21 protein-coding genes are annotated in these 25,439 nt (G+C 71.4%); 8 read left to right on the top strand and 13 right to left on the bottom strand.

All coding sequences use genetic code 11. The features are described 5' to 3' along the window. Nucleotides 1–199 precede the first annotated feature (199 nt). Nucleotides 200–1,438, top strand: coding sequence for an MFS transporter (locus tag FZ103_RS12990; RefSeq protein ID WP_156001418.1), 1,239 nt, complete (start codon nucleotides 200–202; stop codon nucleotides 1,436–1,438). Nucleotides 1,439–1,552: 114 nt separating this feature from the next. Further along, nucleotides 1,553–1,909 (top strand): metalloregulator ArsR/SmtB family transcription factor, encoded by a 357-nt coding sequence (locus tag FZ103_RS12985; protein ID WP_156001417.1) that lies wholly within the window; start codon nucleotides 1,553–1,555, stop codon nucleotides 1,907–1,909. 26 nt (nucleotides 1,910–1,935) lie between these two features. On the opposite strand, the gene FZ103_RS12980 is transcribed toward FZ103_RS12985, so the two are convergent. Next, nucleotides 1,936–2,115: a hypothetical protein gene (locus tag FZ103_RS12980; RefSeq protein WP_156001415.1), complete on the bottom strand. Its 180-nt coding sequence runs from the start codon at nucleotides 2,113–2,115 to the stop codon at nucleotides 1,936–1,938. Nucleotides 2,116–2,357: 242 nt separating this feature from the next. On the opposite strand from FZ103_RS12980, the gene FZ103_RS12975 reads away from it, so the two are divergent. Both FZ103_RS12975 and FZ103_RS12970 read left to right on the top strand, forming a co-directional pair. Continuing rightward, a complete protein-coding gene (locus FZ103_RS12975) occupies nucleotides 2,358–2,993 on the top strand; it encodes a hypothetical protein (protein WP_156001413.1) in 636 nt (211 codons plus the stop codon). A gap of 308 nt (nucleotides 2,994–3,301) precedes the next feature. Further along, the gene (locus FZ103_RS12970; RefSeq protein WP_156001411.1) at nucleotides 3,302–4,249 is read left to right on the top strand and encodes a helix-turn-helix domain-containing protein; all 948 of its coding nucleotides are present in this window, start codon (nucleotides 3,302–3,304) and stop codon (nucleotides 4,247–4,249) included. 506 nt (nucleotides 4,250–4,755) lie between these two features. On the opposite strand, the gene FZ103_RS12965 is transcribed toward FZ103_RS12970, so the two are convergent. The 9 genes from FZ103_RS12965 to FZ103_RS12925 form a co-directional block, all read right to left on the bottom strand. Further along, nucleotides 4,756–5,181 carry a PPOX class F420-dependent oxidoreductase gene (locus tag FZ103_RS12965; protein ID WP_186356229.1) on the bottom strand — a complete coding sequence of 142 codons (426 nt, stop codon included), beginning with the start codon at nucleotides 5,179–5,181 and terminating at the stop codon, nucleotides 4,756–4,758. Nucleotides 5,182–5,343: 162 nt separating this feature from the next. After that, nucleotides 5,344–5,922 (bottom strand): DUF4352 domain-containing protein, encoded by a 579-nt coding sequence (locus FZ103_RS26055; protein ID WP_156001409.1) that lies wholly within the window; start codon nucleotides 5,920–5,922, stop codon nucleotides 5,344–5,346. A 562-nt stretch (nucleotides 5,923–6,484) separates the two neighbouring features. Next, nucleotides 6,485–7,453 (bottom strand): PfkB family carbohydrate kinase, encoded by a 969-nt coding sequence (locus FZ103_RS12955; RefSeq protein WP_343233506.1) that lies wholly within the window; start codon nucleotides 7,451–7,453, stop codon nucleotides 6,485–6,487. Then, complete coding sequence (locus FZ103_RS12950) at nucleotides 7,450–8,685, bottom strand: AGE family epimerase/isomerase (protein WP_156001407.1); 1,236 nt, start codon at nucleotides 8,683–8,685, stop codon at nucleotides 7,450–7,452. The genes FZ103_RS12955 and FZ103_RS12950 overlap by 4 nt, the downstream gene beginning before the upstream one ends. Before the next feature lie 279 nt (nucleotides 8,686–8,964). Further along, nucleotides 8,965–9,996 carry a LacI family DNA-binding transcriptional regulator gene (locus tag FZ103_RS12945; RefSeq protein ID WP_186356228.1) on the bottom strand — a complete coding sequence of 344 codons (1,032 nt, stop codon included), beginning with the start codon at nucleotides 9,994–9,996 and terminating at the stop codon, nucleotides 8,965–8,967. Nucleotides 9,997–10,168: 172 nt separating this feature from the next. After that, nucleotides 10,169–11,062 carry a LacI family DNA-binding transcriptional regulator gene (locus tag FZ103_RS12940; RefSeq protein ID WP_156001405.1) on the bottom strand — a complete coding sequence of 298 codons (894 nt, stop codon included), beginning with the start codon at nucleotides 11,060–11,062 and terminating at the stop codon, nucleotides 10,169–10,171. Next, complete coding sequence (locus tag FZ103_RS12935) at nucleotides 11,059–13,560, bottom strand: glycoside hydrolase family 2 protein (RefSeq protein WP_156001403.1); 2,502 nt, start codon at nucleotides 13,558–13,560, stop codon at nucleotides 11,059–11,061. Before FZ103_RS12935 ends, FZ103_RS12940 begins: the two co-directional genes overlap by 4 nt. A 330-nt stretch (nucleotides 13,561–13,890) precedes the next feature. Further along, nucleotides 13,891–15,480 carry a PQQ-dependent sugar dehydrogenase gene (locus tag FZ103_RS12930; protein WP_186356227.1) on the bottom strand — a complete coding sequence of 530 codons (1,590 nt, stop codon included), beginning with the start codon at nucleotides 15,478–15,480 and terminating at the stop codon, nucleotides 13,891–13,893. Nucleotides 15,481–15,755: 275 nt separating this feature from the next. Next, nucleotides 15,756–16,595 (bottom strand): alpha/beta hydrolase, encoded by an 840-nt coding sequence (locus tag FZ103_RS12925; protein ID WP_156001401.1) that lies wholly within the window; start codon nucleotides 16,593–16,595, stop codon nucleotides 15,756–15,758. A 367-nt stretch (nucleotides 16,596–16,962) separates the two neighbouring features. Here FZ103_RS12925 and FZ103_RS12920 point away from each other — a divergent pair, with 367 nt between their 5' ends. Then, nucleotides 16,963–18,198 carry an ROK family protein gene (locus tag FZ103_RS12920; RefSeq protein ID WP_343233505.1) on the top strand — a complete coding sequence of 412 codons (1,236 nt, stop codon included), beginning with the start codon at nucleotides 16,963–16,965 and terminating at the stop codon, nucleotides 18,196–18,198. Between the two features lie 1,384 nt (nucleotides 18,199–19,582). On the opposite strand, the gene FZ103_RS12915 is transcribed toward FZ103_RS12920, so the two are convergent. Next, on the bottom strand, nucleotides 19,583–20,413 hold the full coding sequence (locus FZ103_RS12915; protein ID WP_255429965.1) for a metalloregulator ArsR/SmtB family transcription factor: 831 nt from the start codon (nucleotides 20,411–20,413) through the stop codon (nucleotides 19,583–19,585). Between the two features lie 146 nt (nucleotides 20,414–20,559). Next, nucleotides 20,560–21,537 carry an aldo/keto reductase gene (locus FZ103_RS12910; protein ID WP_156001398.1) on the bottom strand — a complete coding sequence of 326 codons (978 nt, stop codon included), beginning with the start codon at nucleotides 21,535–21,537 and terminating at the stop codon, nucleotides 20,560–20,562. A 120-nt stretch (nucleotides 21,538–21,657) separates the two neighbouring features. On the opposite strand from FZ103_RS12910, the gene FZ103_RS12905 reads away from it, so the two are divergent. From FZ103_RS12905 to FZ103_RS12895, 3 genes are read left to right on the top strand one after another with little or no spacing between them, the layout of a single operon-like run. Continuing rightward, nucleotides 21,658–22,047: a helix-turn-helix transcriptional regulator gene (locus FZ103_RS12905; RefSeq protein ID WP_343233504.1), complete on the top strand. Its 390-nt coding sequence runs from the start codon at nucleotides 21,658–21,660 to the stop codon at nucleotides 22,045–22,047. After that, nucleotides 22,037–22,906, top strand: a complete 870-nt coding sequence (locus FZ103_RS12900) for an ImmA/IrrE family metallo-endopeptidase (protein ID WP_156001394.1) — start codon at nucleotides 22,037–22,039, stop codon at nucleotides 22,904–22,906. The genes FZ103_RS12905 and FZ103_RS12900 overlap by 11 nt, the downstream gene beginning before the upstream one ends. Beyond that, nucleotides 22,903–23,520, top strand: coding sequence for a hypothetical protein (locus tag FZ103_RS12895; protein WP_156001392.1), 618 nt, complete (start codon nucleotides 22,903–22,905; stop codon nucleotides 23,518–23,520). The genes FZ103_RS12900 and FZ103_RS12895 overlap by 4 nt, the downstream gene beginning before the upstream one ends. A 109-nt stretch (nucleotides 23,521–23,629) precedes the next feature. Here FZ103_RS12895 and FZ103_RS12890 read toward each other — a convergent pair whose 3' ends face one another. Beyond that, nucleotides 23,630–25,417 (bottom strand): DUF262 domain-containing protein, encoded by a 1,788-nt coding sequence (locus FZ103_RS12890; RefSeq protein WP_156001390.1) that lies wholly within the window; start codon nucleotides 25,415–25,417, stop codon nucleotides 23,630–23,632. Between the last annotated feature and the right edge of the window lie 22 nt (nucleotides 25,418–25,439).

Genomic DNA, 25,439 nt, shown 5'->3' with positions numbered 1-25,439 from the left:
GTTCGTCGCAGGGGCAGACCGAGGGGAACCGGAGAACTCATCGCCGCGAGCACGATCAGCGAGTGGTGCGCCTCACTTCCGGGGGATCGGGTGCAAGGTGCGGTCGGACCGCCATGCATCATATAAGTGCGCATATACGCACACGTCTGTTATGTTGGCGCCGTCGGCCGCTGGAGGGTTCGCGTGGGGAGGACGCGCCATGCTCGGGTTGCTGCTGCGAGCGGGGAGCTACCGGCGGCTGCTGGCCGCGCAGGTGGTCGCCCTGGTGGGGACGGGACTGGCCACCGTCGCGCTGGGGCTGCTGGCCTTCCGGCTCGCGGGGGAGGGCGCCTCGCAGGTCGTGGCCACCGCGCTGACCGTCAAGATGGTGGCCTACGTCGTGGCCGGGCCGCTGCTCACCGGCCTCACGCTGCGCCTGCCGCGCCGGGCCGTCCTCGTCGGCTCGGACGCGGTGCGGGCCGCGGCCGTGGCGGTGCTGCCCTGGGCCGACCAGGTCTGGCACGTCTATGCGCTGGTGGCGCTGCTGCAGACCGCCTCGGCCGCGTTCACCCCGGCCTTCCAGGCGCTCATCCCCGAGATCGTCGACGACGCCGACTACACCGCCGCGCTCGCGCTGTCGCGGCTGGCCTACGACCTGGAGGCACTGGCCTCGCCGGTGCTCGCCGCGGCGCTGCTGCTGCTCGTGCCGTTTAGCGGACTGTTCGCCTGCACCGCTGCCGGGTTCGCCGCGTCGGCACTGGTGGTCGCCCGCACGCCGCTGCCGGAATCGGCCGGTCGCGGGTCGCCGTCGCGGCTCGCGGGGGCGCTGGCGGGCATGCGGGCCTTCGCCCTCCGCCCGCCGCTGCGGGCGCTGGCGGCCCTGAACCTGGCCGTGGCGGCACCGACCGCGATGGTGCTGGTCAACACCGTCGTCTACGTTCGCGGGCCGCTCGGCGGGACCGATACGGGAGTTGCGCTCGCCCTGGCCTGCTTCGGCGCCGGATCGATGGCGGCGGCACTCACCCTGCCCCGCCTGCCGATGCGCTCGGGCGTGCGGCCGGCGATGCTGGCGGGCCCGGCGCTGCTTGCGGCAGCGGGGGCCGCCTTCGCGGTGGGATGGCCGCTGGCGCCCGCGCCCGCACTCCTGGCCGCCGCCTGGGCCGCGCTGGGGGCGGGCTGCTCACTCGTCGCAACCCTCACCGGCCGCCTCCTGCGCGACAACGCGGCCGGAACCGGGCTGCCGCCGCTGTTCGCCGCGCAGTTCTCCCTCTCCCACGCCTGCTTCCTCGCCGCCTACCCCCTCGCCGGCTGGGCGGGCACCCGCCTGCCGCCGGAGGCGGCGTTCGCCGGGACCGCCGCCGTCTGCGCCCTGGCGGGAGGAGGCGCCGCCCTCCTCTGGCGCCAGCCGCGCACGCGGGCGCCCTCGCCCGCCGAACCGGTTCCGGCGGGACGGCGCTGACCGCTGATCGGGGCCGTTCGCGAGGGCCGAACCGGCCGCCGGGCCCGGAGGCACCGCCCCGCCCGTCCGCAGCGCGCGCCCCTCGGTCCCACCACACGGATCTAGACTGCCCCCATGGAGACCCGAGAGACCGCGGCCCCGAGCCTGTCCCACGAGGCGCCGCCCGAAGCCGAGCGCCTGGCCGTGGCCGCCGACGTCTTCCGGCTGCTCTCCGACCCCACCCGGCTGCACCTGCTGTGGGTGCTGGGCCACCGCGAGGCCGACGTCACCGAACTCACCGAGGCCTGCGCCGCCTCGCGCACCGCCGTCTCCCAGCACCTGGCCAAGCTCCGCCTGGCCGGGCTGGTGGAGTCGCGCAAGCGGTCGCGGCACGCGATCTACCGCCTGCGCGACGGCCACCTGCGCCGCCTCGTGCTGGAGGCCCTCAATCACGCCGACCACGTGGTGACCGGGGAACCGCCGCACAGCTGAGCGGCGGCTCCACCGCGCCCCCGTCCTCAGGACACCCTGCGCAGGTCCTCGGCCAGCTCGGCGGCGTACTCGCGCAGCTCGACGATCTCCCGCTGCTGGCGGTTGACGATCCGGTTCATCTCCCAGGCCGCGTACGACGACGTGAGCACCCAGCCCGCGGCGAATCCGCAGACGAACGCCGCGGCCGCGACTATCAGCACAGCCATCGCGTCTCTCCCTTCCCTGACGGGACCGGTGGGCTCCTACCGCCTGGCCGCCGTTGGACATTCGGGTGGAGACCATCTGAAACGAGGACACCACGGCCGCACCCTGCTTGCCGATAGGCCAGTTTCCGCAACAAGCAAGCAAGTCTCAGCAAGCAAGACCGGCAAGCAAGCGGGACCAGGATTCCGCCGCCTCCGGCCGCCCTCCCGAGGCGCGGACCGAGGCCGGGGCGACTACCCGGGATGTGGCGCTGTACAGCAGCGGCCACATCTCCAACGTGGAGAACGGCCACACGATGCCCTCGACCGGACCGGTGTACTACTACGTGACCGAGTTCCTGCGACGAACACCTGGCGCGCCGGGTACTGCTCAAGCCCGGGAAGTCAGCGAGGAGCGGCGGCGCACCCAGCGGCTCAACCAGCGGCAGCAGAACAGGCATTCAGTGCCGTTGACCGCCCCACCAGGCGCATCGGGCGACACGATCCGACAAGGGTACGAAGTGCGCGAAACCGAAGACTGTCACCATGTCGCCGGTGGCGATGTGAATACGGAAGTCGATGTCATTAGGAGCGTCGTTCCGCTTTACCCTGGAGTCTCCCTGGTTTCAGCGGCCTACAACTATCACCGCGACACCGGCACGGGAGTGTTGACGATCGAGCCGGGAATAGGGTGTAGCGTTGCTGCCGTTCGCGAGACCGGGTCCGGGCACCTTTCTGCAGTGCTCCGGATTGATCGCGAACGGGATCCTCGAGACGGCGAACCCTTCTCGTTCAGCTACCGGGTGCTCGTGGGCAGCTTGATTCCCACGGCCCATGCTCCGCTACAGGGCGAGGCCGGGGAGTGGGCGTTATGCACTGCGCGTCCGCATCACGCCTCCTAAGCGGACCACCAGGGAAGCCGGCTCCTAAGTCGGCAGAAGGGGCCCGTTGGACTGGCGGTCGGGCGGGTCCCTTCGCCCCGGCGCCCGTTTCGGCGCAGTTCAGTCAGTGCGGCCGCACGGGATGCCGCGCCAGAGTCTACAAGCTGGAGTGTGCGGTCGTTTCACCGACAGGCGCAGGCATAACTCCCTGACCAGTCCGAAGTGCGGACGTCCCGCTCCTGGAACGTCGACCGGATCAAGAGTGTCCGGCGGGGTAGCCGAATCCGGACTTGTTCCGATCCGGGACCCTAGGTCTGGATAATGAGCGGATGACTTCGAGAGAGCCGGGGCCGTCGCGCGACCGCGTACCTGTCAGCGAGGAGCACCGCAGACTCGGGGGCATCCTCCGAGAGGCGCGGATTGAGGCCGGGGCGACGACCCGGGACGTGGCGCTGTACAGCAGCGGCCACATCTCCAATGTGGAGAACGGCCACACGATGCCCTCGACCGAACTGGTGTACTACTACGTGACCGAGTTCGGTTGCGACGAGCACTTGGCCCGGCGTGCGCTGGACCAAGCGCGCAAGGTGACCGAGGAGCGGCGGCGCACCCAGCGGCTCAACCAGCGGCAGCAGAACAGACATTCAGTGCCGTTCACCGTCACACCGGACGCATCGGCCGATACGATCAGGCAAGGGTACGAAGTACGCGAAACCGAAGCTTATTATCATATCGACGGTCGCGGTGTGATTACGGAAGTCGATGTCATTAGGAGCGTCGTTCCGCTTTACCCTGGAGTCTCCCTGGTTTCAGCGGCCTACAACTATCACCGCGACACCGGCACGGGAGTGTTGACGATCGAGCCGGGAATAGGGTGTAGTGTTGCTGCCGTTCGCGAGACCGGGTTCGGATACCTGTCTGCGGTACTCCAGTTGGACCGGGAACTGGATCCTCGAGAAGGCGAACCCTTCTCGTTCAGCTACCGGGTGCTCGTGCGCAGCTCGATTCCCGCCCGGCCCATGCTCCGCTACAGGGCGAGGCCGGGGAGCAGGCGCTATGCACTGCGCGTCCGCTTCACGCCTCCTGCGCTGCCCAAAGCGGCCTGGTGGTTCCGCGAGCGAGACGTATTCGAAACCGAGGGGGCTGCGCCCCTGAAATCGGATCACTTGTTTCCGTCAAATTCCAATGGCTTCTATTTCCGGGATTTTCTCGACGTGGACAAGTGGCATACGGGAATCACGTGGGAATGGCAGGACGACATGCACGGGCGAGAATAGTAGGGGTGGTGTCGGTGGATGACGAGTAGTGCGTCCGCATGTCATCTGTTTTCCTGTGCGGTCGATTGTCGGCGAGCCTGCGCCGGATGATCCTGCCCGGGAGTCGAACTACGCTGGCCGACTCTCCGGGAAGAGGCGGATTCAGGGGCGGATGACGGCCCCTGGTGTGCCGCCAGGGGTCTTTTTCTTTTAACCGTCGTCGTCCACGATCACCTCCCGGGGGCGATGGGAGCGCGCGGGGTACCGCGCACCCCATCGGAGTAGGCGGATCGGAATCATCGGAATGAATCCGGTCATCAGGGGACTGTCGGCGGGGGCTCCGTTGCCGAGGGCGGTCATCTCACCGGAATAGTTACCCCGTTTCCGGTTTCCTGATTCCAGCGCCATTGCAAACGGCATTCGACCTGCTGCCGAATCTGCCGACTCGGCGGCCGTGAGCTGCGCAGACACCCCCTGCCAGGGCCGATGGCCGGATCAGGCGCGGGTGCGGCGGGGTGTACGCGGAGTTACTCGGCCATGTCGAAGCCGGCCACGACCTTGGTCGGGCGCAGGCGGACCACCAGTTCGCCGGGGGCGCCGTTGCGGTGGCCGTACTCCTCGGCGCGGTCTTCGCCCATGTAGCGGCCGCCGATGGCGGTGGCGGTGCGCAGCAGTTCGCCGGGGTCCTCCGAGACCTCCGCGACGCCCTGGACCTGGACGAAGCCATAGGGCGGGGTCTCGATGTCCACGACCAGCGCCAGGCGGGGGTCCCGCGCGATCGCTCTGCCCTTGGCCGTGTGCTTGCCGGTGTTGAAGACGATCACGTCGCCCTCGACGATGAACCAGACGGGCGCGGCCAAGGGGCGGCCGTCCGAGGCGGTGTAGGCGAGCGTTCCCGTGCGCGTCCCCTCCTGCAGGAGTGCGCGCACCTCCGGGTCGGTGATCGAAGCCACGCCGCCACCCTAGCGGCGGCCGATCCGACCGCTAGGTGCCGAGTCGGCGTGTCGCGCGGCCCGCGCGGCCCGATCCGGGCGGAGCCGCGCTCCCGGCTCCGGACACGGCGGAGCCCGGCGGCCGGGGGCGGCCGCCGGGCTCGCGCTGCGCGTGGGCGGGCGTCAGCCCACCTGGGCCGTGTACTCGTTGCCCATCACGTCGGTGTGCGTGACACTCACCGGCTCGGCGGTGCCGGGGAAGACGACGACGCCGCTCTCGCTGTCGCCGTTCGCCAGTTCCAGCGCCTCGAAGCTGTCGTCCTGGCCGGCCGACTCCATCAGGTCGGCGTCCTTGGTCTCGCCGTTGGCGTCTTCCATGGTGAAGTACAGCGGGTTCACCGAGACGGTCTCGTCGCCGTTGTTGGTGATCGTGACGTGCACCGCCACGTAGTCCCCGCCGTCCCCCAGCACGGAGGGGGAGTACTCCGCGGGCTCGGCCACGATCTGGACGGGACCGCCCGCGTCGGCGGGCGCGGTCTCCTCGCCGTCGCCGCCTTCGGGGGACGAGCCGGCGGAGGGCTGGTCGCCGGCCGTGCCTCCCGAATCGTCGCCGCTGTTCACGACGACCAGGATGATGGCGATGATGCCGGCGACGAGGGCCAGCGCGCCGCCGCAGCCGAAGCATCCCACCAGCCAGTAATTGGGCTTCTTCTCGGGCTGGGGCGGCGGGTAGGGCTGGGGCTGAGGATACTGAGAGTACACGGGGGTCCCTGTCGGTTGATGTGCAGCTTTTGTCGCTTATGCGAGTTCAGGGGGCCAGGAAAGCGTACAGCGGGCCGGGCCGCCGCGACGCTGAAGAGGCCGGTGCGGTACCGGCCGCAACGGGCCGCCGGTCCGCCGCTGCGCGCCCCCTCGGCGTTCCGGCCTCCGTTATGACGGACTCCGCCCGGCGGCGGTTCCGCCCATTCCGGGCTCCGTCTCCGCCCGATTGCGCGCGCCCTCCCGGACTCCTCCGGTGGCGGGCGCCGCGGTGCTGGCCGCTTCCGGCCAGGGCGATCGCGCGGCATGCTCCTCGCCGGATTCTGCGTCCCCCGCGGCCGATCGAGGCCGGCGGCCGGCTCCCTCGGCCCGGGGTCGCTCCTGGGGGCCGGAAGCAGGCTGTTACCGTTGGATCGCCCGGCGTCCGGGCGGCCCGCTGCTCCCCTCAACGGGCCGCCCGGACGCCGTTTCCACCGCCGGCCCCGGCCCGGCCGGGCCTCCACACGGTCGGCTCGCTCCGCCACCGATGACGGCAGGCGGGCCGCCCCCGCCCCGGTCGTCGCCGCTAGCGCGCCTCGCCGAACGCCGCGAGTTCGCCCGCCGTGGGCGGGTCGGCGCCGGGGCGGGTGCAGTTGAGGGCGGCGCCCGCGGCCGCGGAGGACAGCAGCGCCTCCAGTGCCGCGGCGGAGGCCGGGACACCGCCGGCAGCGGCGCATCCGCTGACCAGGGCGGCCATGAACGTGTCGCCCGCCCCGATCGTGTCGTGTACCCGCACCGGGGGAGCCGCCACCTCGGCGCGCCCCTCGGGGCTGAGCGCGAACGCGCCCTCGCCGCCGCGCGTGACCACCACCGCCCGGGGGCCCAGCTCCAGCAGGCGCTGCGCCGCCGCCTCGGCGGGCGTGTCCGGATACAGCTCGGCGAGGTCGTCGTCGCTGGCCTTGACCAGGTGGCTGACGCGGCAGAAGTCCTCCACGCGCCCGCGTGCGTGCTCACGCCCGGGCAGTGCCGCCATGCGCACGTTCGGGTCGAAGGTGACGGTGCGGCGCTCCCGCTCGCGGCGGGCCAGTTCCAGCAGCTCGGCGTCGCCGGGCGGGCGCAGCGCCGCGATCGAGCCCAGGTGCAGCACCCGCACCGACTCGGGCAGCGCGCCCGCCAGCTCCCGGCGGGACCAGGACCAGTCGGGGGCGTCCTCCAGCCAGAAGTCGTAGCGGGCCGAGCCGTCGGCGGCGAGGGTCGCCACGGCCAGGGCCGAGGACCCCAGACCGGTGGGGCAGCGGCTCAGGTCGACCGCCTCGGCCGCCATCCGGGCGCGCAGCCGCTCGGCGAAGGCGTCGGCGCCGAACCGGGACAGCAGCATGGTCGGTGTGCCCAGCCGGGCGCAGGCCACGGCGATGTTGGCCGGGCCGCCGCCGGGCACCGGCCGCAGCAGTCCGCCGTCCTCGGGCAGCAGGTCCATGACGTGCTCGCCGGCGATCGCCGCCTGCGGCGCCGCCGAGGCCGGCGGCGGGCCCTGCTCGTCGTGCTCGGTGCTCACGCGTTCGCGCTCCCTTCGGCTGCGCTCGGGGTGCCGACCACCGCGTATCCGGGGATCGGCCGGCCCGCGGCGAAAGACAGGGCCGTGTAGGCGTGGTAGACGTCGGGCCGCCCGCTCCAGACGGTGGCGCTGGGGCGGTTGCGCGCGTCGAGTTCATGGCGCCAGTTCTTTGTCCCGTCGACGAAGGAGGCGCGCAGGTGGCTCCACCACCTGCGGGCGAGGTCGGCGTAGTCGGCGCTGCCGGTGCGGGTGTGCAGGGCGTGGGCCGCCGCGACCGCCTCTGTCGCCACCCAGTGCATGCGCTCGCGGATCACCGGCTGATCGTCCCAGTCCAGCGTGTAGCAGAACCCGTCGGCGCCGTCGCGGGCCCACGCGGCGGCCACGGCGGTGGCGAACAGGGACTCGGCGGCGGGCAGCAGCCACGCTGGCGGCTCGTCCAGGGCCGCCTCGACGTGCAGCAGCAGGCGCGCCCACTCCAGGGAGTGGCCCGGCGTCCAGCCGTAGGGGCGGAACGGGTCGCCCGGCCGGTCCCGGTTGTACTCGGGCAGCACGCGCCACTGCGCGGTGTAGTGCTCGGGCAGCCGGTAGCCGTGCGCGGCGGCCCGGTCGCGGATGAGGAAGTCGGCGATGCCCAGCGCGCGCCGCGCCCAGGCGGGGTCGCCGGTGGCGGCGCCTGCGGCCAGGAAGGCCTCGACCATGTGCATGTTGCTATTGGCGCCGCGGTAGTTCTCGCCGCGGGTGAAGGTGCGGTCGAAGGACTCGGCGGCGAGTCCCGCATCGGCGTCCCAGAACCGGTCGAGCACGGTCGCCGCGGCGTCGTCGAGCAGGTCGGCGCCGCCCGCGATGCCGGCGGCGGTCGCGGTGGAGGCCGCCAGGAGGACGAAGGCGTGCTGGTAGCCGGCCTTGCCGGAGTCGGCGGGTGAGCCGTCGAAGGCCACGGTGGAGAACCAGCCGCCGTGCCGGGGGTCGCGCAGCGACTCGCGCAGGCTGCGCACCCCGTGTTCGGCGAGGTCGCGCGCCGCGCCGCCGTGCTCGCGCGCGTACAGCGCGCTGACGTGCGTGGTGCGGGCGGTGATCCAGGTCTGCACGCCCTGGGCCTCGCGCGGCCGTCCGTCGTCGTCCAGCCAGGCGAACCCGTGCGCCTGCCGGGAGCGCCCGGCCCAGTCGAGCAGGGCCGCGCTCTGCTCCCGCGTCCACTCCCGGGGAGCGGGATCGTCGGCGGAGAACTCCATGGCGACTCCCTTCACGGCCGGCGCGGGCGCCCGCCGGGCCGGTGCGGCGGTGTTCCGCCGGGTGGCGGCGGCCGGACGGCGGCGGCGGTGCGCGGCCGCCATACGGCTCCGGACGCACCGGAAAACACCATCACTGAACCGGTTAAGTGTCAAGCTTCCTCAGGTCAGCGCCCTGCCCGGCCGGTCGACGTCCACCGGCCCGGTGCTCGGCGGGCCGCGCCTGCCCCCGGCGCCCTCAGGAGACTACACCGCCCCTGGCGCCGCCCCCGGTGCGGGCGGTCACCGGCCGCGCTCGGCCGCAGGCGGGCGCCCCGTGCTCTCGCGGGGGACGAGCCGGGCGTCGGCCGCCCGCCGGTGCGGCGGGGTCCGGCCCGACAGCACCTCCAGCAGCACCCGGGCGGCCTGCTCACCGAAGCCCTTCACGTCGCGTCCGATCGCGGTCAGCGCCGGGCGGGTCATGCGGCACAGCGGGGAGTCGTCCCAGGCGATCACCGACACGTCGGCGGGGACCGAGAACCCCATCTCCTGGGCGACGCTCAGCCCGGACACCGCCATCAGGTCGTTGTCGAACATCAGCGCGGTCGGGCGCGGCTCGTGGCGCAGCAGCCGCCGGGTCGCCTGGGCCCCGGCCTCGTCGGAGTAGTCGGCGTGCACGATCGAGTGCCCGTCCACGCCGATGCCGACCGCCGCCTCGGCGAACGCCGCCGACCGCCGGGACGTGTGCAGCAGGGCCTGCGGCCCGGCGACCCGGGCGATGCGCCGGTGGCCCAGGCCGGCGAGGTGGCGCATGGCCATCGCCATCGACGCGGCGTCGTCGGACCACACGCAGGGCTGGGCGGCGTCGGCGAGCGGTCCGCCCACCAGGACGGCCGGCAGGCCCATCTCGGCCAGGGCCGCGGGACGCTTGTCGCCGTCGAGCAGGTCGACGACCAGCACCCCGTCCACGCGCCGCTGCGCATGCCACTGGCGGTAGGTGCGGATCTCGTGCTCCTGGTCGGCGGCCACCTGCAGCAGCAGCGACGTGGAGACCTCCGACAGCGCCGTCTGCACCCCCGACATCAGCTCCATGAAGAACGGCTCCAGCCCCAGCGACCGCGCCGGCCGGTCGACGACCAGCCCGATGGCGTCGGCGCGCCCGTCGGAGAGCGCGCGCGCCGCGGTGCTCGGCGCCCAGCCCAGCTCCTCGGCGATGGCCAGCACCCGCAGCCGGGTGCTCTCCGACACCCCGGGCTTGCCGTTGAGCGCGTAGGAGACCGATCCCTTGGAGACTCCCGCTGCCTGGGCGATATCGGCGATGGTGGGACGGCGCACGGCGTACTTCCTTTGCGTCTGGGCGGGCCGACGGTACCGGAGGCGGCATGGCCGCACACCGGTCGGGGCCGGTCCGTGCCCACCGGCCCGATCGAAAATACCCCGCACGGCGCGAGCGCACTCCCCGGCACCCGGAAATCCACGGCCCGCCGCCCGCGCCTGCCGCCCCCGCCTACACCACCCCCGCGTGCACCCCCGGCCGCGCGGTGCTGCCGCGGGGGGTGATGCGGGCCGGGGGCGAGTGCCGCTCGGCGACGGGCAGGCCGTCGACGGCCTCCAGCACCGACTCCGCCACCGCGATCCCGTACTGGTGGACGTCCACGCTCATCGTGGTCAGCGGCGGCGAGGCGAGGCGGCACTGGGTGGAGTCGTCCCAGGCGATGAGGCTCAGCCCGTCGGGCACCGCCACGCCCAGCTCCTCCGCCGCCTGCAGACCGGCCACCGCCATGGCGTCGTTGTCGTAGAGGACGGCGGTGGGCGCCTGCGGCCGCCGCAGCAGCGCGGTCGTCAGCTCGGCCCCGGACTCCCCGGAGTAGTCGCCCTCGACGGTGGTCGGGGGCTCGATCCCGGCCGCGCGGCAGCCCTCCTCCAGCGCCGCGGTGCGCCTGCGGGTGTGCAGCAGGGCGGCGGGCCCGCTGACCCGGGCCACCCGGCGGTGGCCCAACTCCAGCAGGTGCCGCAGGGCCTCGTGCACCGGCGCGGCGTCGTCGGTGCGCACGGTCGGGGCGGCGGGGCTGCCGTCCCAGTCGCCCACGAGCACAGCGGGCAGGCCCAGCTCGGCCAGCACCCGCGGGCGCTCGTCGCCGGCGGTCAGGTTGACCACGGCGACGGCGTCCACGAGCCCGCGCTGGGACCAGCGGCGGTAGGCGTCCAGCTCGGCCTGCTGATCGGGCACGATCTGCAGCAGCACCGACATGTCGCGTTCGGCCAGGCGCTCCTCGATCCCGCCGATGAACTCCATGAAGAACGGCTCGACGCTGAGCAGGCGGGCCGGCCGGGCGAGGACCAGCCCGATCGCGCCCGCTGCCGAGCCGGGGCGCGGCGGTGCGCCGGCCGGCACGCTCATGCCGCCCCGGCCGTCCGCTCGCGCAGGCCGTTGGCGCAGCGCAGCACCCGCGGGCCGGTCAGCTCCGCGGGATCGATCCGGGCGCCGGTGCGCACGGTGAACGAGCGGGTCTCGCCGGCGAGGAGGGGCACGAGCATGTCGTCGGCCTCGGCGTCGGGCGCGACCCGGTCGGCGAGCACCGCGACGTCGCGCGCGAAGGAGCGTGCGTGCACGTCCACACGGTAGCCCCCGGGCACGGGGGCGGCCGCCGCGCTGAGGGGATCGGGGTCGTAGGCCAGCTCGACGTCCTCGCCGAAGAGGTGGAGGGCGCGCACCCCGCCCGCGTCGGCGGTGAGCAGCTCCCGGGCCGGATCGGCCGCGGACAGCAGCGAGGCGGCCGGGTCGATGCGCGCGGCCGACCGGGCCGGCACCGCCAGTTCGGTCTCGGCCTCCGCGCGCACCTCGCCCGCGAAGTCCTGCCGCTGGAGGAGTACGCGGCCGGTCCAGGGCTCGTCGGTGTCGTTGACGGCGATCAGCGCGAGAGCGCCGTCGCGCGGTTGGAAGGTGAGCAGGCGCGGCGCGTAGGCGCGGCGCAGGGCGTAGTACAGCGGCTTGGGCCGCCCGTCGCCGTCCACCGCGGCCCAGGAGGTGACCGGCCAGCAGTCGTTGAGCTGCCAGACGAGGGTGCCGGAGGTGCGCGGCCACCAGGACCGGTAGTGCTCGACGCCGAAGGCGACGGCCCGCGCCTGGTTGAGCTGGGTGGCCCAGTGCCAGTCGGCGAAGTCCGCGGGCACGGGCAGGTGCCCCTCCATGCCGCGGTGCAGCTTGCCGTTGCCGTCGTTGGCCTTCTGGTGCAGCAGGAACGCCGGCGAGGTGGGGGTGAGCGGGTCGTCGTGGATCCAGGTGGTCAGGGTCGACCAGGTGGGCGGGCCCTGGAAGCCGAACTCCGCGCAGAACCGCGGCACGATGGCGCGGTAGTGGGTGTAGTCGGTGTTGTTCCACACGTCCCACTCGTGGCGGCAGCCGTGGTCGGGGTCGTTGGGGTGCAGGCCGCCGGGCCGGTGGCCGGGGCTGCACGGGCTGCCGTCGACGTAGGGGCGGGTGGGGTCGAGTTCGGCGACGATGCGCGGGAACAGGTCGTAGTAGTAGTACTCCCCCCAGGTGCGGCCGGCCAGCTCCTCGGGCCAGCCCCAGTCGGCGTAGCCCCACAGGTTCTCGTTGCCGCCGTTCCACACGGCCAGCGAGGGGTGGGAGCTGAGCCGGGCGACGTTCTCCCGCGCCTCGGCCTCGAACTCGGCGGCCAGCGGCTCCTCCTCGGGGTAGGCGGCGCAGGCCAGCGCGAAGTCCTGCCACACCAGCACGCCGCGTTCGTCGCAGACGTCGTAGAAGTCGTCGGTCTCGTAGATGCCGCCGCCCCACACGCGCAGCATGTTCATGTGCGCCCCGACGGCCTGGTCGACGCGGCGGATCAGCCGGTCGCGGGTGATGCGGGTGAGGAAGTGGTCGTCGGGGATCCAGTTGGCGCCCTTGACCGCGATGGGCCGGCCGTTGACGGTGACGGTGAACCGGGCGCCGATCTCGTCGGGGGCGGTGTCCACGGCCACGGTGCGAAAGCCGATCCGCCGGTGGGCGGAGTCCAGTTCCCGCGCCTGCGGCCCGCCGGGGGAGCCCGCGGAGAGCGCGACGTCGAGGTCGTAGAGGGGCTGGCCGCCGTAGCCCGCGGGCCACCACAGCTCGGCGCGGGGCACCTCGACGACCACCACCGCCTCGCGGGCCCCGGCGGGCACGCTGACGGCCGACTCCCGCCCACCTGTGCGTGCCGCCAGGACCAGACCGCCGCCCGCGCCCCCGTCCGGATCGGCGTGCTCGATGCCGACATGGGCCTCGACGCGCCCGGTGCCGTCCTCGCCGACGGTGACCAGGGTCCGCAACCCGGCGATGCGGGCCGTGCGCCACCGCTCCAGTCGGACCGGCTTCCAGATGCCGGCGGTCTGCAGGTCGGGGCCCCAGTCCCAGCCGAAGGAGCAGGCCATCTTGCGGACCATGTTGTAGGGGTGGGTGTTGGTGTGGGGGCGGTGGCCGAGCCGCTCGCGCTCCCGCTCGGCGTGGTCCAGCGCGGGGGAGAAGTCGACGGTGAGCTCGTTGGCTCCGCCGCGCAGCGCCGCGCGGGCGTCGAAGCGGTAGGCGCGGTGCATGTTGGCGCTCTCGCCGAGCCGGTGGCCGTTCAGGTGCACGGTGGCGACGGTGTCCAGCCCGTCGAAGGCCAGGTCGACCCGCTCGCCCGGCTCGGGTGCGGCGGCGTCGAAGGTGAGCGTGTAGCGCCAGGAGGTGCGGTGGGCCCAGGCGAGGCCGGTCTCGGCGGTGTCGAGGTAGGGGTCGGCGATCAGGCCGGCGGCGAGCAGGTCGACGTGGGCGCTTCCCGGGACCTGCGCGGGAACCGTGCGCCCGGCGATCTCCTCGGGCACCGGGCCTGCCGTCGTCGACAGCAGCCAGTCCTCGTGCAGGGTCCGACGCATCATCTGCGATCACTCCAGGCTGGGGCCGCCGCGGTGGCGGCTCGGGGAAGGGGCGGGGTTCGTCGGGGATCGGGCGGGAACGTGCGAAGGATTCTTACGTCAGCGAATTAAGTAAGTCAACCAGCGGCACAGCCAGGGGACAAGCCGGAGCCCTGTGCGTCGGCCGGCTTCATCGCTGCTGCCCGCCGGCGAGTGCCGCGCCGGCGGGCAGCGGTTCCGCCGCCCGCGCTCGGAGGGGCGGCCGTGCCGGAGGGACCCCGCACACAGCGGCCGCCCCGCCCCGCGCGGTCGGTTCGACCGGGCGGGACGGGGCGGCGGGAGCGGCTGCGGAGGCTATCCCTCGCAGACGGAGCCGTTGACGCGGAACTCGGTGGGAGCCGGGTTGGCGCCGCTGAACTCGGCCTGGACGCCGAACCGGCGGGAGCCGCCCGGGGAGATCACGCTGTTCCAGCCCAGGTCGGTGGCCGAGACCGTGGAGCCGTCCTGCGTGACCTCGGCCTGCCAGGCGTTGGTGACCTGCTGGTCGCCCGGGTAGTCCCATTCCACGGTCCAGCCGTCGACGGGGTCCTCGCCGGTGTTGGTCACCACCACCGACGCGGTGAACCCGCTGCCCCAGTCGCTGTCCACGGTGTAGTCGACGGTGCAGTACACCGGCGGCGGCAGCGCCTCGAATCCGAGCCGGTGCAGGCCGCCGGGCAGGTCGTTGACCGCGTACAGCTCGCCCGAGGCGTCGGCGCCGAACGCGGTGACCTGGGTGGGCAGTACGCCGATGTGCGCGACGTCGTACTCGCCGCTGTCCGTGGGCCGGACGCCCCAGGTGTTGGAGCTGCAGTAGTCGGTCACGATGTAGGTGCCGCCGGCCAGGTCGGCGTACTCGTCGCCGCGGTAGACGACGCCGCCGGTCACCGAGCAGTTGGTGCCCTCGTGGGTGTAGGAGAACACCGGGTCGGTGTAGTCGGCTGCGGAGTCGCAGCGCTCCGCGTCGTACTCGTCGGGCCCTTCGCGGCAGGGCCAGCCGAAGTTGTGTCCGCCTTCGCCGGCCCCGATGTGGTTGACCTCCTCGTGGACGCCCTGGCCGACGTCGGCGATCCACATCGACCCGTCGACGGGGTCGAAGGAGAACCGCCACGGGTTGCGCAGGCCGTAGGCCCAGATCTCCGGGCGGGCGTCGGGCACCGAGACGAACGGATTGTCCTCGGGGATGCAGTAGGGCAGGTCGCCGCAGGCGCTGCTCACGTCGATGCGCACGATGGTGCCCAGCAGGGTGCTCAGGTTCTGCCCGTTGTTCAGGCTGTCCCCGGCGTTGCCGCCGTCGCCGAGGCTCCAGTAGAGGTGGCCGTCCGGGCCGAACTCCACCTCGCCGCCGTTGTGGTTGGTGTACTCGCTGTGCTCCTCGGTGAGCAGCACCTCTTCGCTGGATGCGGGGATGCTCGCCTGGCCGGGGCTGTCCATCGGGAAGCGCGAGAGCGTGACCGCGCCCTCGTCGGCGCTGGTGTAGGCGACGTAGACCTCGGGGTCGGTCGCGAAGTCGGGCGGGGTGGCGATGCCCAGCAGCCCCTGCTCGTTGCCGCCGGTGGCGATGCGGTCGCCGATGTCGAGCAGCGGGTCGGCGGCGAGCCCGGTGTCGGGGTGGTAGATGCGGACCCGGCCCACCTCCTTCTCCGTGATGAACAGGCGGCCGCTGCCGTCGCCGACCGCCTCGATGTCCGTGGGCCGGTCCAGGCGGTCGGCGTCGGTGCGCGTGCTCGTGATCTCCAGCCGCTCCAGCGGGAGCTGCGCCTGGGCCGAGGCCGCCTGCTCCGGGCTCTGGCTCTCGGCGGAACCGGCCTCATCCGCCGCGGCCGGCCCGACCTGGGTCAGCGCTGCGAAAACGAGCGAGCTTGCGGCCGCGGACAACCTCCGCGGCCATCGATGGTTCGACATTTACGGCTCCTGGGAAAATACGGAATCCACCCACTCGGCACGCGAATCCCCCAGTGTGTGCCACCTCGCCTGGAGTGGTTGTGCAGCCTAGAGGGTAAACCGGTAAAGCTCCCGGCCGCCAGACATGATCGCCAATCCATGGGAGGGCTCCCACGATCATGCCTGGTCGATTCGCATAAACGCGCGGAAAACGAAAGTACCGGCGGAGGCTCCACCGCTGCCCGGAGCCTCCGCCGGTCCGCGGGGCGGCCGCGCGGCCGCCCCGTCCGAGGCGGTCAGGCGAGGTTGCGTTGCCGGACCTCCCATTCGGTCGAGCACAGTCCGCAGTCCGGGCCGGCGAACTGCTGCCGGGCCTGCTGGTCGCCCTTGAGCCGCCACTTCAGCCACAGCGCGCCCACGCGGCCGTACTCGCCGCCGTCGGGCTGACCGAAGGTGCCGGTGTGGCCGACGTCCAGGCTGCCCAGGAACGCGGGCAGGTCCGAGGGGATGCGGTCCCAGTCGTCCAGGGCGTTGGCGTGGGCGATGTCGCTCTCGCCGCCGGTGAAGTAGGCGATGGGGGCGTGCAGCCGGCGCAGGCGCCAGTTGTCCAGGTCGCTGAGCATGCCGCTGTTCCACAGCACCGTGGTGTCCACGCGGTCGTCGGCGGAGGCCTCGTAGGCCTCGATGCCGCCGCAGGACTGGCCCATGACGGCGATCGCGCCGGTGTCGAGGTGGCCGCGATAAGGGCTGAACCAGCGGTCGTTCTCCTCGACCGCCCAGTCGATCGCCTCGGTGAGCATGTCGGCGTCGGTGCGTCCGGACCCGCCCGGACGCCCGTTGGCGATCACCAGGAACCCGTGCGAGGCGATCTCCAGCAGGAACTCCTCGAACATCGTGCCGTCGGCCAGGCAGCCCCCGTTGCCCCACACGACGACGGGCAGGTCCTCGTCCTCGGGCAAATCCGCGGGCCGGTAGATCGTGTGGTCGTAGAGGCGGAGGGTGGTGGTGTATTCGGCGTCGTAGGGGCCGGTGCCGGCGGCCGAGGCGGGCCCCGCCGGAACCGCGGCGAGTGCGGCGGACGCCAGCAGCGCGGTCATCGCCGCGGAAATCCGGCCGGCGATTCTTCGTGATCTCATGTCATCGCTCCTTGAGAGCCATGTCGGGGGAGGTGAGACGCTCGGCGTCGGGTCGGAAATTCAGCGCGCTGGTAACGAAATATTCTCCCTGGGAGTAGGCGGGTCAATACGGAATCGCGAATACGGGTGATATCCCCGATCCCGGCGCATTCCTTGGGGGCGTTTTTCCGCGGTGGTAATCCGGGCCGCCGCGGCCGCCCGGAGGCACGGCACGGGCGCCGCCTCCGCGGGCGGTAAACTGCGCAGACGCCGAAGGCATCCGCGCGCCCTCAGCGCAGGTGCGGCGGGTCGCGACGGGGGAGTGAAGCGGAGGTTCCAGGTGGGCGCGCCGGCTCGGGCCATACCGCATGCGAGTAGCCGGGCCGCCGTGCTCGACGTGATCCGGGCCGCGGGCACCATCAGCCGCGTCGGCCTCATCCAGGCCACCGGGTTCACCGGCGCGACCATCTCCACGGTCGTCCGCAAGCTCATCGAGGACGGCCTGGTGGTCGAGACCGGGCGCGCGGAGTCCACCGGCGGCAAGCCGCGCGTACTCCTCCAGCTCAAGGCGTCCTCGCGCTACGCGGTGGGTGTGCACCTGGACCACTCCGGCATCGCCTACGTGCTCACCGATCTCAGCGGCGCCGTCGTCGCCCGGATGACCCGCGCGGGCGCGGGTACCGACGACCCGCCCGCGGTCGTGGAGCGCATGGCCGCCGAGGTGTCCACCCTGATCGAGGGCGCGGGGATCGACCGGGCGCGCGTCCTCGGCATCGGCCTGGTCTCGCCCGGACCGCTCACCCCCGCCAGCGGCATGCGGCTGGCCCCGCCCGTCATGCGGCACTGGGCGGACTTCCCGTTGGACGAGCGAGTGCAGCGCGCAACCGGGCTGCCGGTCGTACTGGGCAACGACGCAACCGCCGCGGCGCTGGGGGAGTACTGGTCCGGTGCGGTCAGCGGCTCCTCGACGTTCGCCGCGGTCTACGTCTGCACCGGCATCGGCTCCGGCATCCTCATCAACGGCATCCCCTACAACGGCAGCAGCGGCAACGCCGGCGAGATCGGCCACATCTGCCTAGACGCCGACGGCCCCGAGTGCTGGTGCGGGGCGCGCGGGTGCACCGAGGTGCTGGCGGGGCCGGCCGCGGTCGTCGCCCGGGCCCGCGAGGACGCCGGGGTCGCGCGTGCCGCCGGGCTCGCCGGCGGGAACGGGCGCGGACACTCCTCGGTGGCGGCCGACTTCGCCGCCGTGGCACGCGCCGCGCGGCGCGGCGAGCCGGGCGCCCGCGCGATCGTCGACCGATCCGCGCGCTACCTGGCGGTGGCCACCCGCACCCTGGCCAACGTGCTCGACCTGGACCGCGTCGTGCTCACCGGGCAGAGCCTCGCCGTGGCCGGATCGATGTATCAGCCGGTCGTCCAGGAGGAGCTGGACCGGGCGTTCTTCTCCCGCGCCACCCACCCGGTCGCCGTGCAGGTCTCGACCTCGGCAGCCACGGCCCCGGCCATCGGCGCGGCCACCATGGTCCTGCAGTCCGAACTGGTGCCGCTGCAGCCGGGCACCCGCATCCCCGGCGGCCTCGCCCGCCCCGAACAGGCGGCCGCCCGCCCGTCCGGCACCTGAGGAGCGGTCCGGGGCGGGCCGGGGCGGCGAGGGCGGCGGAGGGCTCGGGCCGCGTGGATCGGTTCGGATGGGCGACGGGGGTGGCGCCCCGGAACGCGTCCCCGGGGGCGCGTTCCGGGGCGCCTCATCCACTCGCGCAGCCGGACCGGAACCCCCAATGACCGATTTAATTTAACTCGCTCCCGCGCCGGTCGCGTCGGGGGTGTCCGTGGGGCCACGCTCGACGCAGAAGCTGGGCACGGAACCCGGACATTCGGTACTTTCGGGGTGGCGATGGGGCGACGAGGTGCGCCGCGCGACCGCCGGGGCGGGCTCCGGCCGCGGGGAGGGTCGTCCGCGGCGTCGAATCCTCCCGCGATGTCCGGTATGCGGGGGCGCCGGGGCGGCCCGCGCGGCCCGGATCGGCGATGATCATGGCGTTTGGACCGGGGGATCCGCGCCCGAAGCGATCCAAACGCGCACCTCGTGGCACCCCGGCCGCCTCCACTTCCCGCCACAGGCGGGCATTGCGGGCAAAACACCCCGGTTTCCTTCCGCATCCCGGAAGATCCGGGGTTGGGGTGGGCCGCTCCGCCCCGCCGCGCGCCATCGGCGGGCATCGTCGACCCAACGCGAGGCGAAATGCCAGAAACGCCCCCGCCCAGGCCGTGTGCAAGAACGGCGGGGGCCGCCTTCCAGGAACCCACCGGGCACCACCCGCGGCGGCCACCACCGAGGCTGCGGCAATGGGTGCGCCCCGCGAAGCGCGGTCACAGCTTGCCGCCGAGCGCACGCTGCACCCGTCAGACGGAGCCGCACCACCGGTGGCGGGCCTCCGAGGCAAAGGTGCGCCGTGCGCTCGGCGGCAAGCTGGCGCACCGCGCTTCGCGCATCACAGCCCCATTGCCGCAACCTCCTGTGGTGACCGACTTCTTAATCAGGACGTAGGCGGCCCCCACCTCCGACCTCGCCGCCGCGTCGTGCGACCCGCCACCCACCTTCGGCAACCGGTGACCGCCGACCCCGGCCATCCGCCGACCTCGCCGCCCCCGTCTCCCACCGCAACCGGCGGGCACCCGAACCGATGATCGCCGACCCGGCCATCCGCCGCCCTCGCCGCCTCGTCTCATCCTGCACCGGCGGGCACCCGCACCGATCCGCGCGGGCTGAGCCCCTCGCCGTCCTCGCCGCCGCGTCGGGCGACCCGCCATCCGCCGCCGGCAACCGGTGACCGCCCACCCCAGCCCTCGTCGGCCGTCGCCGCCTCGTCGCATCCTGCACCGGCGGGCACCCGAACCGATCCGCGCGGGCCGAGCCATCGGCCGCCCTCGTCGCATCCTGCACCGGCGGGCACCCGAACCGATCCGCGCAGGTCGCGCACTCCGCCGCCCCCGAGGCCGACGCCTCAGCCGATCCGCAGAATCTCGCCGGATTCCAGCAGCGTCTTCAGGTTGGACAGGATCGCCGGCCAGCCCTCGCTGACGCTGGCCAGCATCGCGCTGCCCGGCTCGAAGTCGTCGTGAACGACGGTGAGCTTCACCGCCGCCCCCGCGGGCTCGATGTCGAAGGTGACCTTGGAGCGCCGCTCGCCGCGCCGCTGCTCCAGCTCCTCTCGGCTCCAGCCCGTGTGCTCGGCCATCTCGGGCTCGTAGCCGTGCCAGCTGTAGGAGAGCCGGCGCGGCGGATCGGCCTCCAGCACCCGCTGCCCCCAGTCATGGGATTCGTCGTCGGCGCTCATCTTCCACAGCACGGGCGAGCCGACCCGCCAGTCGGACCGGGGCCCGCCGCCCTCGAAGTAGCGGCTGATGAACGCCTGGTCGGTCAGCGCCGCCCAGAGCCGCTCCGGCGTGGTGTCGATGTAGGTGACGTAGACGAAGCGCGTCTGGCCGCCGTCCGCGCCGGTGTCGTCGCTGCCGCTCATGGGACTCTCCTCCAGGGCTTGTTTGAGGTCGGCGAGGGCGCGCGCCCTCGCGCGGTCGTAGCGGTGGATCCAGCGGTCGGCGATGTCGTTGATGGGTGCGGCGTTGAGGAAGTGCAGCTTCTCCCGCCCCTGCCGGGCGGTGGCCACCAGCCCGGCCTCCTCCAGCACCGCCAGGTGCTTGGCGACGGCCTGGCGCGTCATGTCCAGGTCGGCGCACAGCTCGCGCAGGCTCTGCCCGTTGCGCGAGTTCAGCGCGTCCAGCAGGCGCCGCCGACTGGGATCGGCCAGCGCCTTGAAGACCGCGTCCATCTCCATCGGCAACCACGTCTCGAATCGGACCGAAATGCAACCGATCGGTTGCCTGTCAATTTATGCAACCGCAGGGTTGCATGTCAATGCCGACTGCGGCGCCCGGTGCCGCCCCCTGGAGGCCGGCGGCACCGGGGCCGGGGCTCAGACCGTCACCAGCGGTGGTGCACCTGCGGGCGGATCAGCTCGTCGTAGATCCCGCGTACGGCGGTGTGCACATCCTGCGAGAGGGGAGCCATGAAGGCGGCCGCCGCGTTGCCGCGCGCCTGCTCGGCGTTGCGGGCGCCCGGGATCACCGTGCTCACGCCGGGCTGGTCCAGGATCCACCGCAGCGCGAACTGCGCCATGGTCATGCCCTCGGGCACCAGCTCGCGGATGCGCTCGACCGCCGCCAGCCCGGTCTCGTAGTCGACGCCGGAGAACGTCTCGCCCACGTCGAAGGCCGCGCCCGCGCGGTTGAAGTTGCGGTGGTCGTCCTCGCCGAAGGAGGTGTGGGCGGTGTAGCGGCCCGACAGCAGACCGCTGGCCAGCGGCACCCGCGCGATGATCCCGACACCGGCCTCGCGCGCGGCGGGCAGGACCTCCTCCAGCGGCTTGTGCCGGAAGGCGTTGAGGATGATCTGCACACTGGCCACCCCCGGCCGCTCGATCGCGGCCAGCGCCTGCGCGCAGGTCTCCACGCTCACGCCGTAGGCGCGGATGCGGCCCTCGGAGACCATCGCGTCCAGGTCGTCGAAGACCGCGTCGGTGGCGTAGACGGCATCGGGCGGGCAGTGCAGCTGCACCAGGTCGATGGTCTCCACGCCCAGGTTGGCGCGCGAATCGTCGTTCCAGGAGCGGAAGTTGTCCGGGTTGTAGTTGGCCGGCTCCTGCGGCACCCGCCGCCCCATCTTGGTCGCCACGGTCAGGTGCGGGTACTCCTTGAGCACCTGCCCCACCAGCCGCTCACTGCGCCCGTCGCCGTAGACGTCGGCGGTGTCGATGAAGCTGACCCCCGCCTCCACCGCCGTCCGCAGCGCCGAGAGGGCGTCGTCCTCACTGACGTCCCCCCAGGCCGCCCCGATCTGCCACGCCCCGAACCCCACGGTGCTGACGTTCCTACCGGTCTTGCCGAGCTTGCGTTCTTCCATGGCCACCGAGCCTAGCGGCCCTGGTACCGCTCCCGACGGCCGCACGGGTCCGCGTTCTCGAGCCGCCGATTCCTGGCTGTACGCAGGCGATGGCGATACACTGAATCAACGACGGCAAGAGTGATTCAGTGCAGGGAGGGGTGGCCGGCGGTGTCGGATGTCGGCGCGCGGATCGAGCGCGCCCGTGCGGACGCGGGGCTGAGTCAGCGTGCTCTCGCTGAAAGAGCGGGGATGTCCCAACCGACCCTCTCGCGCATCGTCTCCGGCGATCGTGCTGCGAAGATCCCCGAGATCCTCGCGATCGCATGGGCGACAGGGCATACGTATGCCGAACTCGCGGGGCTCACCAAAGTGGCAGACCGGGTGCAGTGCGTGGCTCGGGCCACAAACGGCTCGGACATGGAAGGCATGCGGCAGAAGCTGCTGGCCTACATCGAGTTGAACGACTACCTGGACGACCAGGCCATCCCCGCCACGGTAAGCCGTGAGACCGAGGAACATGAACGCTGAAGAGGAAGGCCGCGTCGCCGCCGGACAGTTCCGCCGGGAGCATCGCCTGGGCACGCAGCCGCTTGGTGACCTCGTGGCTCTCATCGAGCAGGTGACCGGGTTCGATGTGGCGGTCCTCGATGTCGGACCAGACGAACACGGCCTGACGATGCGCGACCCGAAGGGCGGCGCCGTGTTCATCGGTGTTGCCCGCACCCGCAAACCGATGCGACAGCGCAGCACACTGGCCCACGAACTCGGTCACGTGCGCTTCGAGGACTGGATCGACAGCCAGGCCGGCGACTGGGCCGCTCGACGCTTCGAGGAGATCCGAGCCGACGCGTTCGCCCGGCATCTGCTCGTGCCGAAGGAAGGGTTGCTGGATTTCCTGGGTGATCGCGGGGCCCTATCCGTGGCGGATCTCTCCGCGGTGGTGCAGCGATTCGTCGTCTCGCCGTCGATCGCCGCAATCGCACTGCACGACGCGGGATACATCGATGTCGCCCTCAAACGGGAATGGATGAACCTCAGCACACCGCAGTTGGCGTTCCGGTTCGGCTGGATCGACCACTACCGCGCCCTGCAGGCCGATTCCCAGCACAGCAGAGCGCCGCAACGACTGCTCACCCGTGCCATCACCGCCTATGCCGAGGGTGTGCTGTCCGTCCAGGCCGTCGCCAACCTCCGTGGCATCCCCGCAGAGGACGCCAAGGCGGAACTCGATGAGGCGGGGATGACACCGGCCGAGCGCCCGATCGCATGGTCCGCCGCCGACGACCTGCCGGACGTGGACGTCGATCTGAGCTCCTTGGACGAACTCCTGAACGCCCTTGATCCCGATGGCGATCCCGCGAATGGGACAGCGAAAGACGACGGATGAACCACCGGCCCATCATCGATGCCGGTCCCGGCCTCAATTTCCTTGCTATTAACAAGGAACGTCTCCTCATCGGGACTCTGGGCAAGCTCAGTGCACCGGAGACCGTAGAGCGGGAGATCCTCGCCAAGGCGAGGCGCGACCGGCGCTTTGGCGCTGCCGGGAAGAGCTGGCCGAAGCTCACCCCGAAGTGGGTGGAGGTCCTTTCGGATGACATGGCGAACGTCGAACTCAGCGCCGTCGTACAACGGATCGCTGTTGAACCGATGTGCGTGCGAATGAACAGCGGGAAGGATCTGGGCGAAATCATGGTCGTCGCCCATGCGGTCGTAGCGGCCGAAGCGGGCACCGCGGTGACCGTGGTCATCGACGACGGCAAAGGAGCCCACCTGGCCGCCTCGGAAACGAGGCGGTTGGAACGGCTCCGCTCCGCCGGATGCGCGGTCGGAAGGATCCGGCTGGTGGGAACGCTGACGGTCTTGGAGCGTGCGGCCGGCAGCGAGCATCTCCCGGACAAGTCTGAGATGCGCGACGTCTACAAGAGGCTGCGCGAAGTCGATGACGGACTGCCGCCGATCGAGATGACCCGCCTGCTGGATCCGGTGCTCTGGGGCTGATTGGAGGTGGCCGGCTGCCTCGGCCATCTCCATCGCCCGCCTGCTCCCGGTACCCGTCGCGCTCCCCGCGTTTGGGGGCTTTTCTCCCGACGCCCGACACCTCAGGACCTTACTCGATGCTTGCGAGGGGGAAACGCTCCATCACTTTGGCCGCCAGGGTCTTCGTTCGTTCTTCGATGTCGTCGGCCATCCACGTCTCCCGCTCGGCGAGGTCGGCGTTCAACGGCAACCCATTGCGGTATCCGATCGGCCTGCCCTGAGAATCCTGGCGGTCCCGCTTCTCGAGGAAGGACTTGTTGCCGAGGTTGCTGTTGTAGGCGGTGATCGTCAGGTTGCCGAGCCTGTGCCGCTGCTCCTTCTGCGCCTTGTAGGCGATCTCTTCGCCCCCGAGCATCTCGTGCCACGCCGACGGCAGGTTGTCGCCTTGCGGAAGAATGTGTTCGATCGTCCAGACGTAGTGATTCGACTCCTGGCGCCACAGATCGACAGTTGTCTCCTTGGTCATCGCGTCCTCGGTCAGGGTGGTGAGAATGTAGCGCGCGACGTCCGTGTTCTCCTCATAGATCGGCCCCAGCAGACGCTTCTGAAACTCCTCATCGGGTGCCGAAACCTCCGTCAAGCGCTTGGTGATGACTCTCAGAACAGCGTCGCCTTTCGCGCCGTCGATGCCCTCTATCGTCTTCATGAACAGCTTGTCCAGCTCATACGTCTGCGGCATGCCGGTGAGGTTGCGACGGACGAAGAAGCTGATCAGCCGGTCCACGACCTGCTTCATATGGGCATCCGTCAGCTCCAGTTCACGCTGCTTCGACATCAGCCACATCATTAGGGCGTGGGACGGCGCACCCTGGGCACGCATCAATCGCTGAAACGCGTGATCAAGTGATGCCGGCTGGTCGAACTCCACCACACAGTTGATTCGCCCGTAGATCCGGCTGGCTTCGACTAGTTGGCCAACGACTCCCTGAAGGTCGTGACCGAGAAGAGTCTCGTAGATGCGGATAAGATTAGATTTCTTCGCCACAGATGCGTCCGTCAGCGTCGGCAGTTCGGCCTTGAACGCGTTGTAGTAGTGGCGCAGGAAACGCTCCTGAACAGCATAGTTGTCGCCCAGGCTGGTGAGTATGGTGTTCCAGTTATTGAACGCCTCGTCGACGCTCATGACCTGCTTCTTATCGGACTCGGCGAGCAGGTGGTTCTTGATGAGATCGACTGGTGAGAGGGGCATTCCGCGGTTGTTGAGCGACTCGAAGAGCTTGAAGGCGTCAGCGTGGTTGGCGACCTCGATTTTCACGATCACTGCGCGCAGTGCCGCATCGCGGACCCTCTGTGCAGCCTCCGCCTCCGTGATCTGTTCTGTACGGGAGAGCTTCGCGATGGCTGATCGGAAGTGGTGATAACACTTCGCGATCCTGCGGATGGGATAGTACGGTTTCTTTTCGCCCTGGACCGGCAATCCGGCCTCCTCCAGAGCACACCCGTAGTCGTCGAAATTATGTCCTTGCCTCTGCGGTGTCACCCTCGGCTTCTTGTCGGTCTTGCGCACAAGTTGCCGACTCAAGTTCGTCATGTCAAGTCGAGTATCGTCGTCGATTTGATCGAAGTTTTCCTTGAGTGCTGAATGCACCGCGGCGAGCAGTAGCGCAAGCGTCGTCAGTCTCTGCTGACCGTCGATGACCTGCAGAATGTTGCTGTCGAGCGGGTCCGTGGTCTGGTCCAGGGTGATGATCGTCCCCAGGAAGTGCGGCCCGTCAGCCTCGATGAGGTCTTCGAAGAGGGCCTCCCACTGCGGTTTGTACCAGGAGTATTCGCGCTGATACGGCGGCACGCTGTACATCACATTGCTCTCATGGCTGAGCAGCGTATGCACGGGGTACTGGTTGGCTGACTTGATCATTGGGCACCCTCCGAACTGTCGA

Source organism: Streptomonospora sp. PA3 (genome assembly GCF_009728995.1).
In the GTDB taxonomy this organism is placed as follows: Bacteria; Actinomycetota; Actinomycetes; order Streptosporangiales; family Streptosporangiaceae; genus Streptomonospora.
This window is presented reverse-complemented; position numbering and strand designations above follow the sequence as displayed.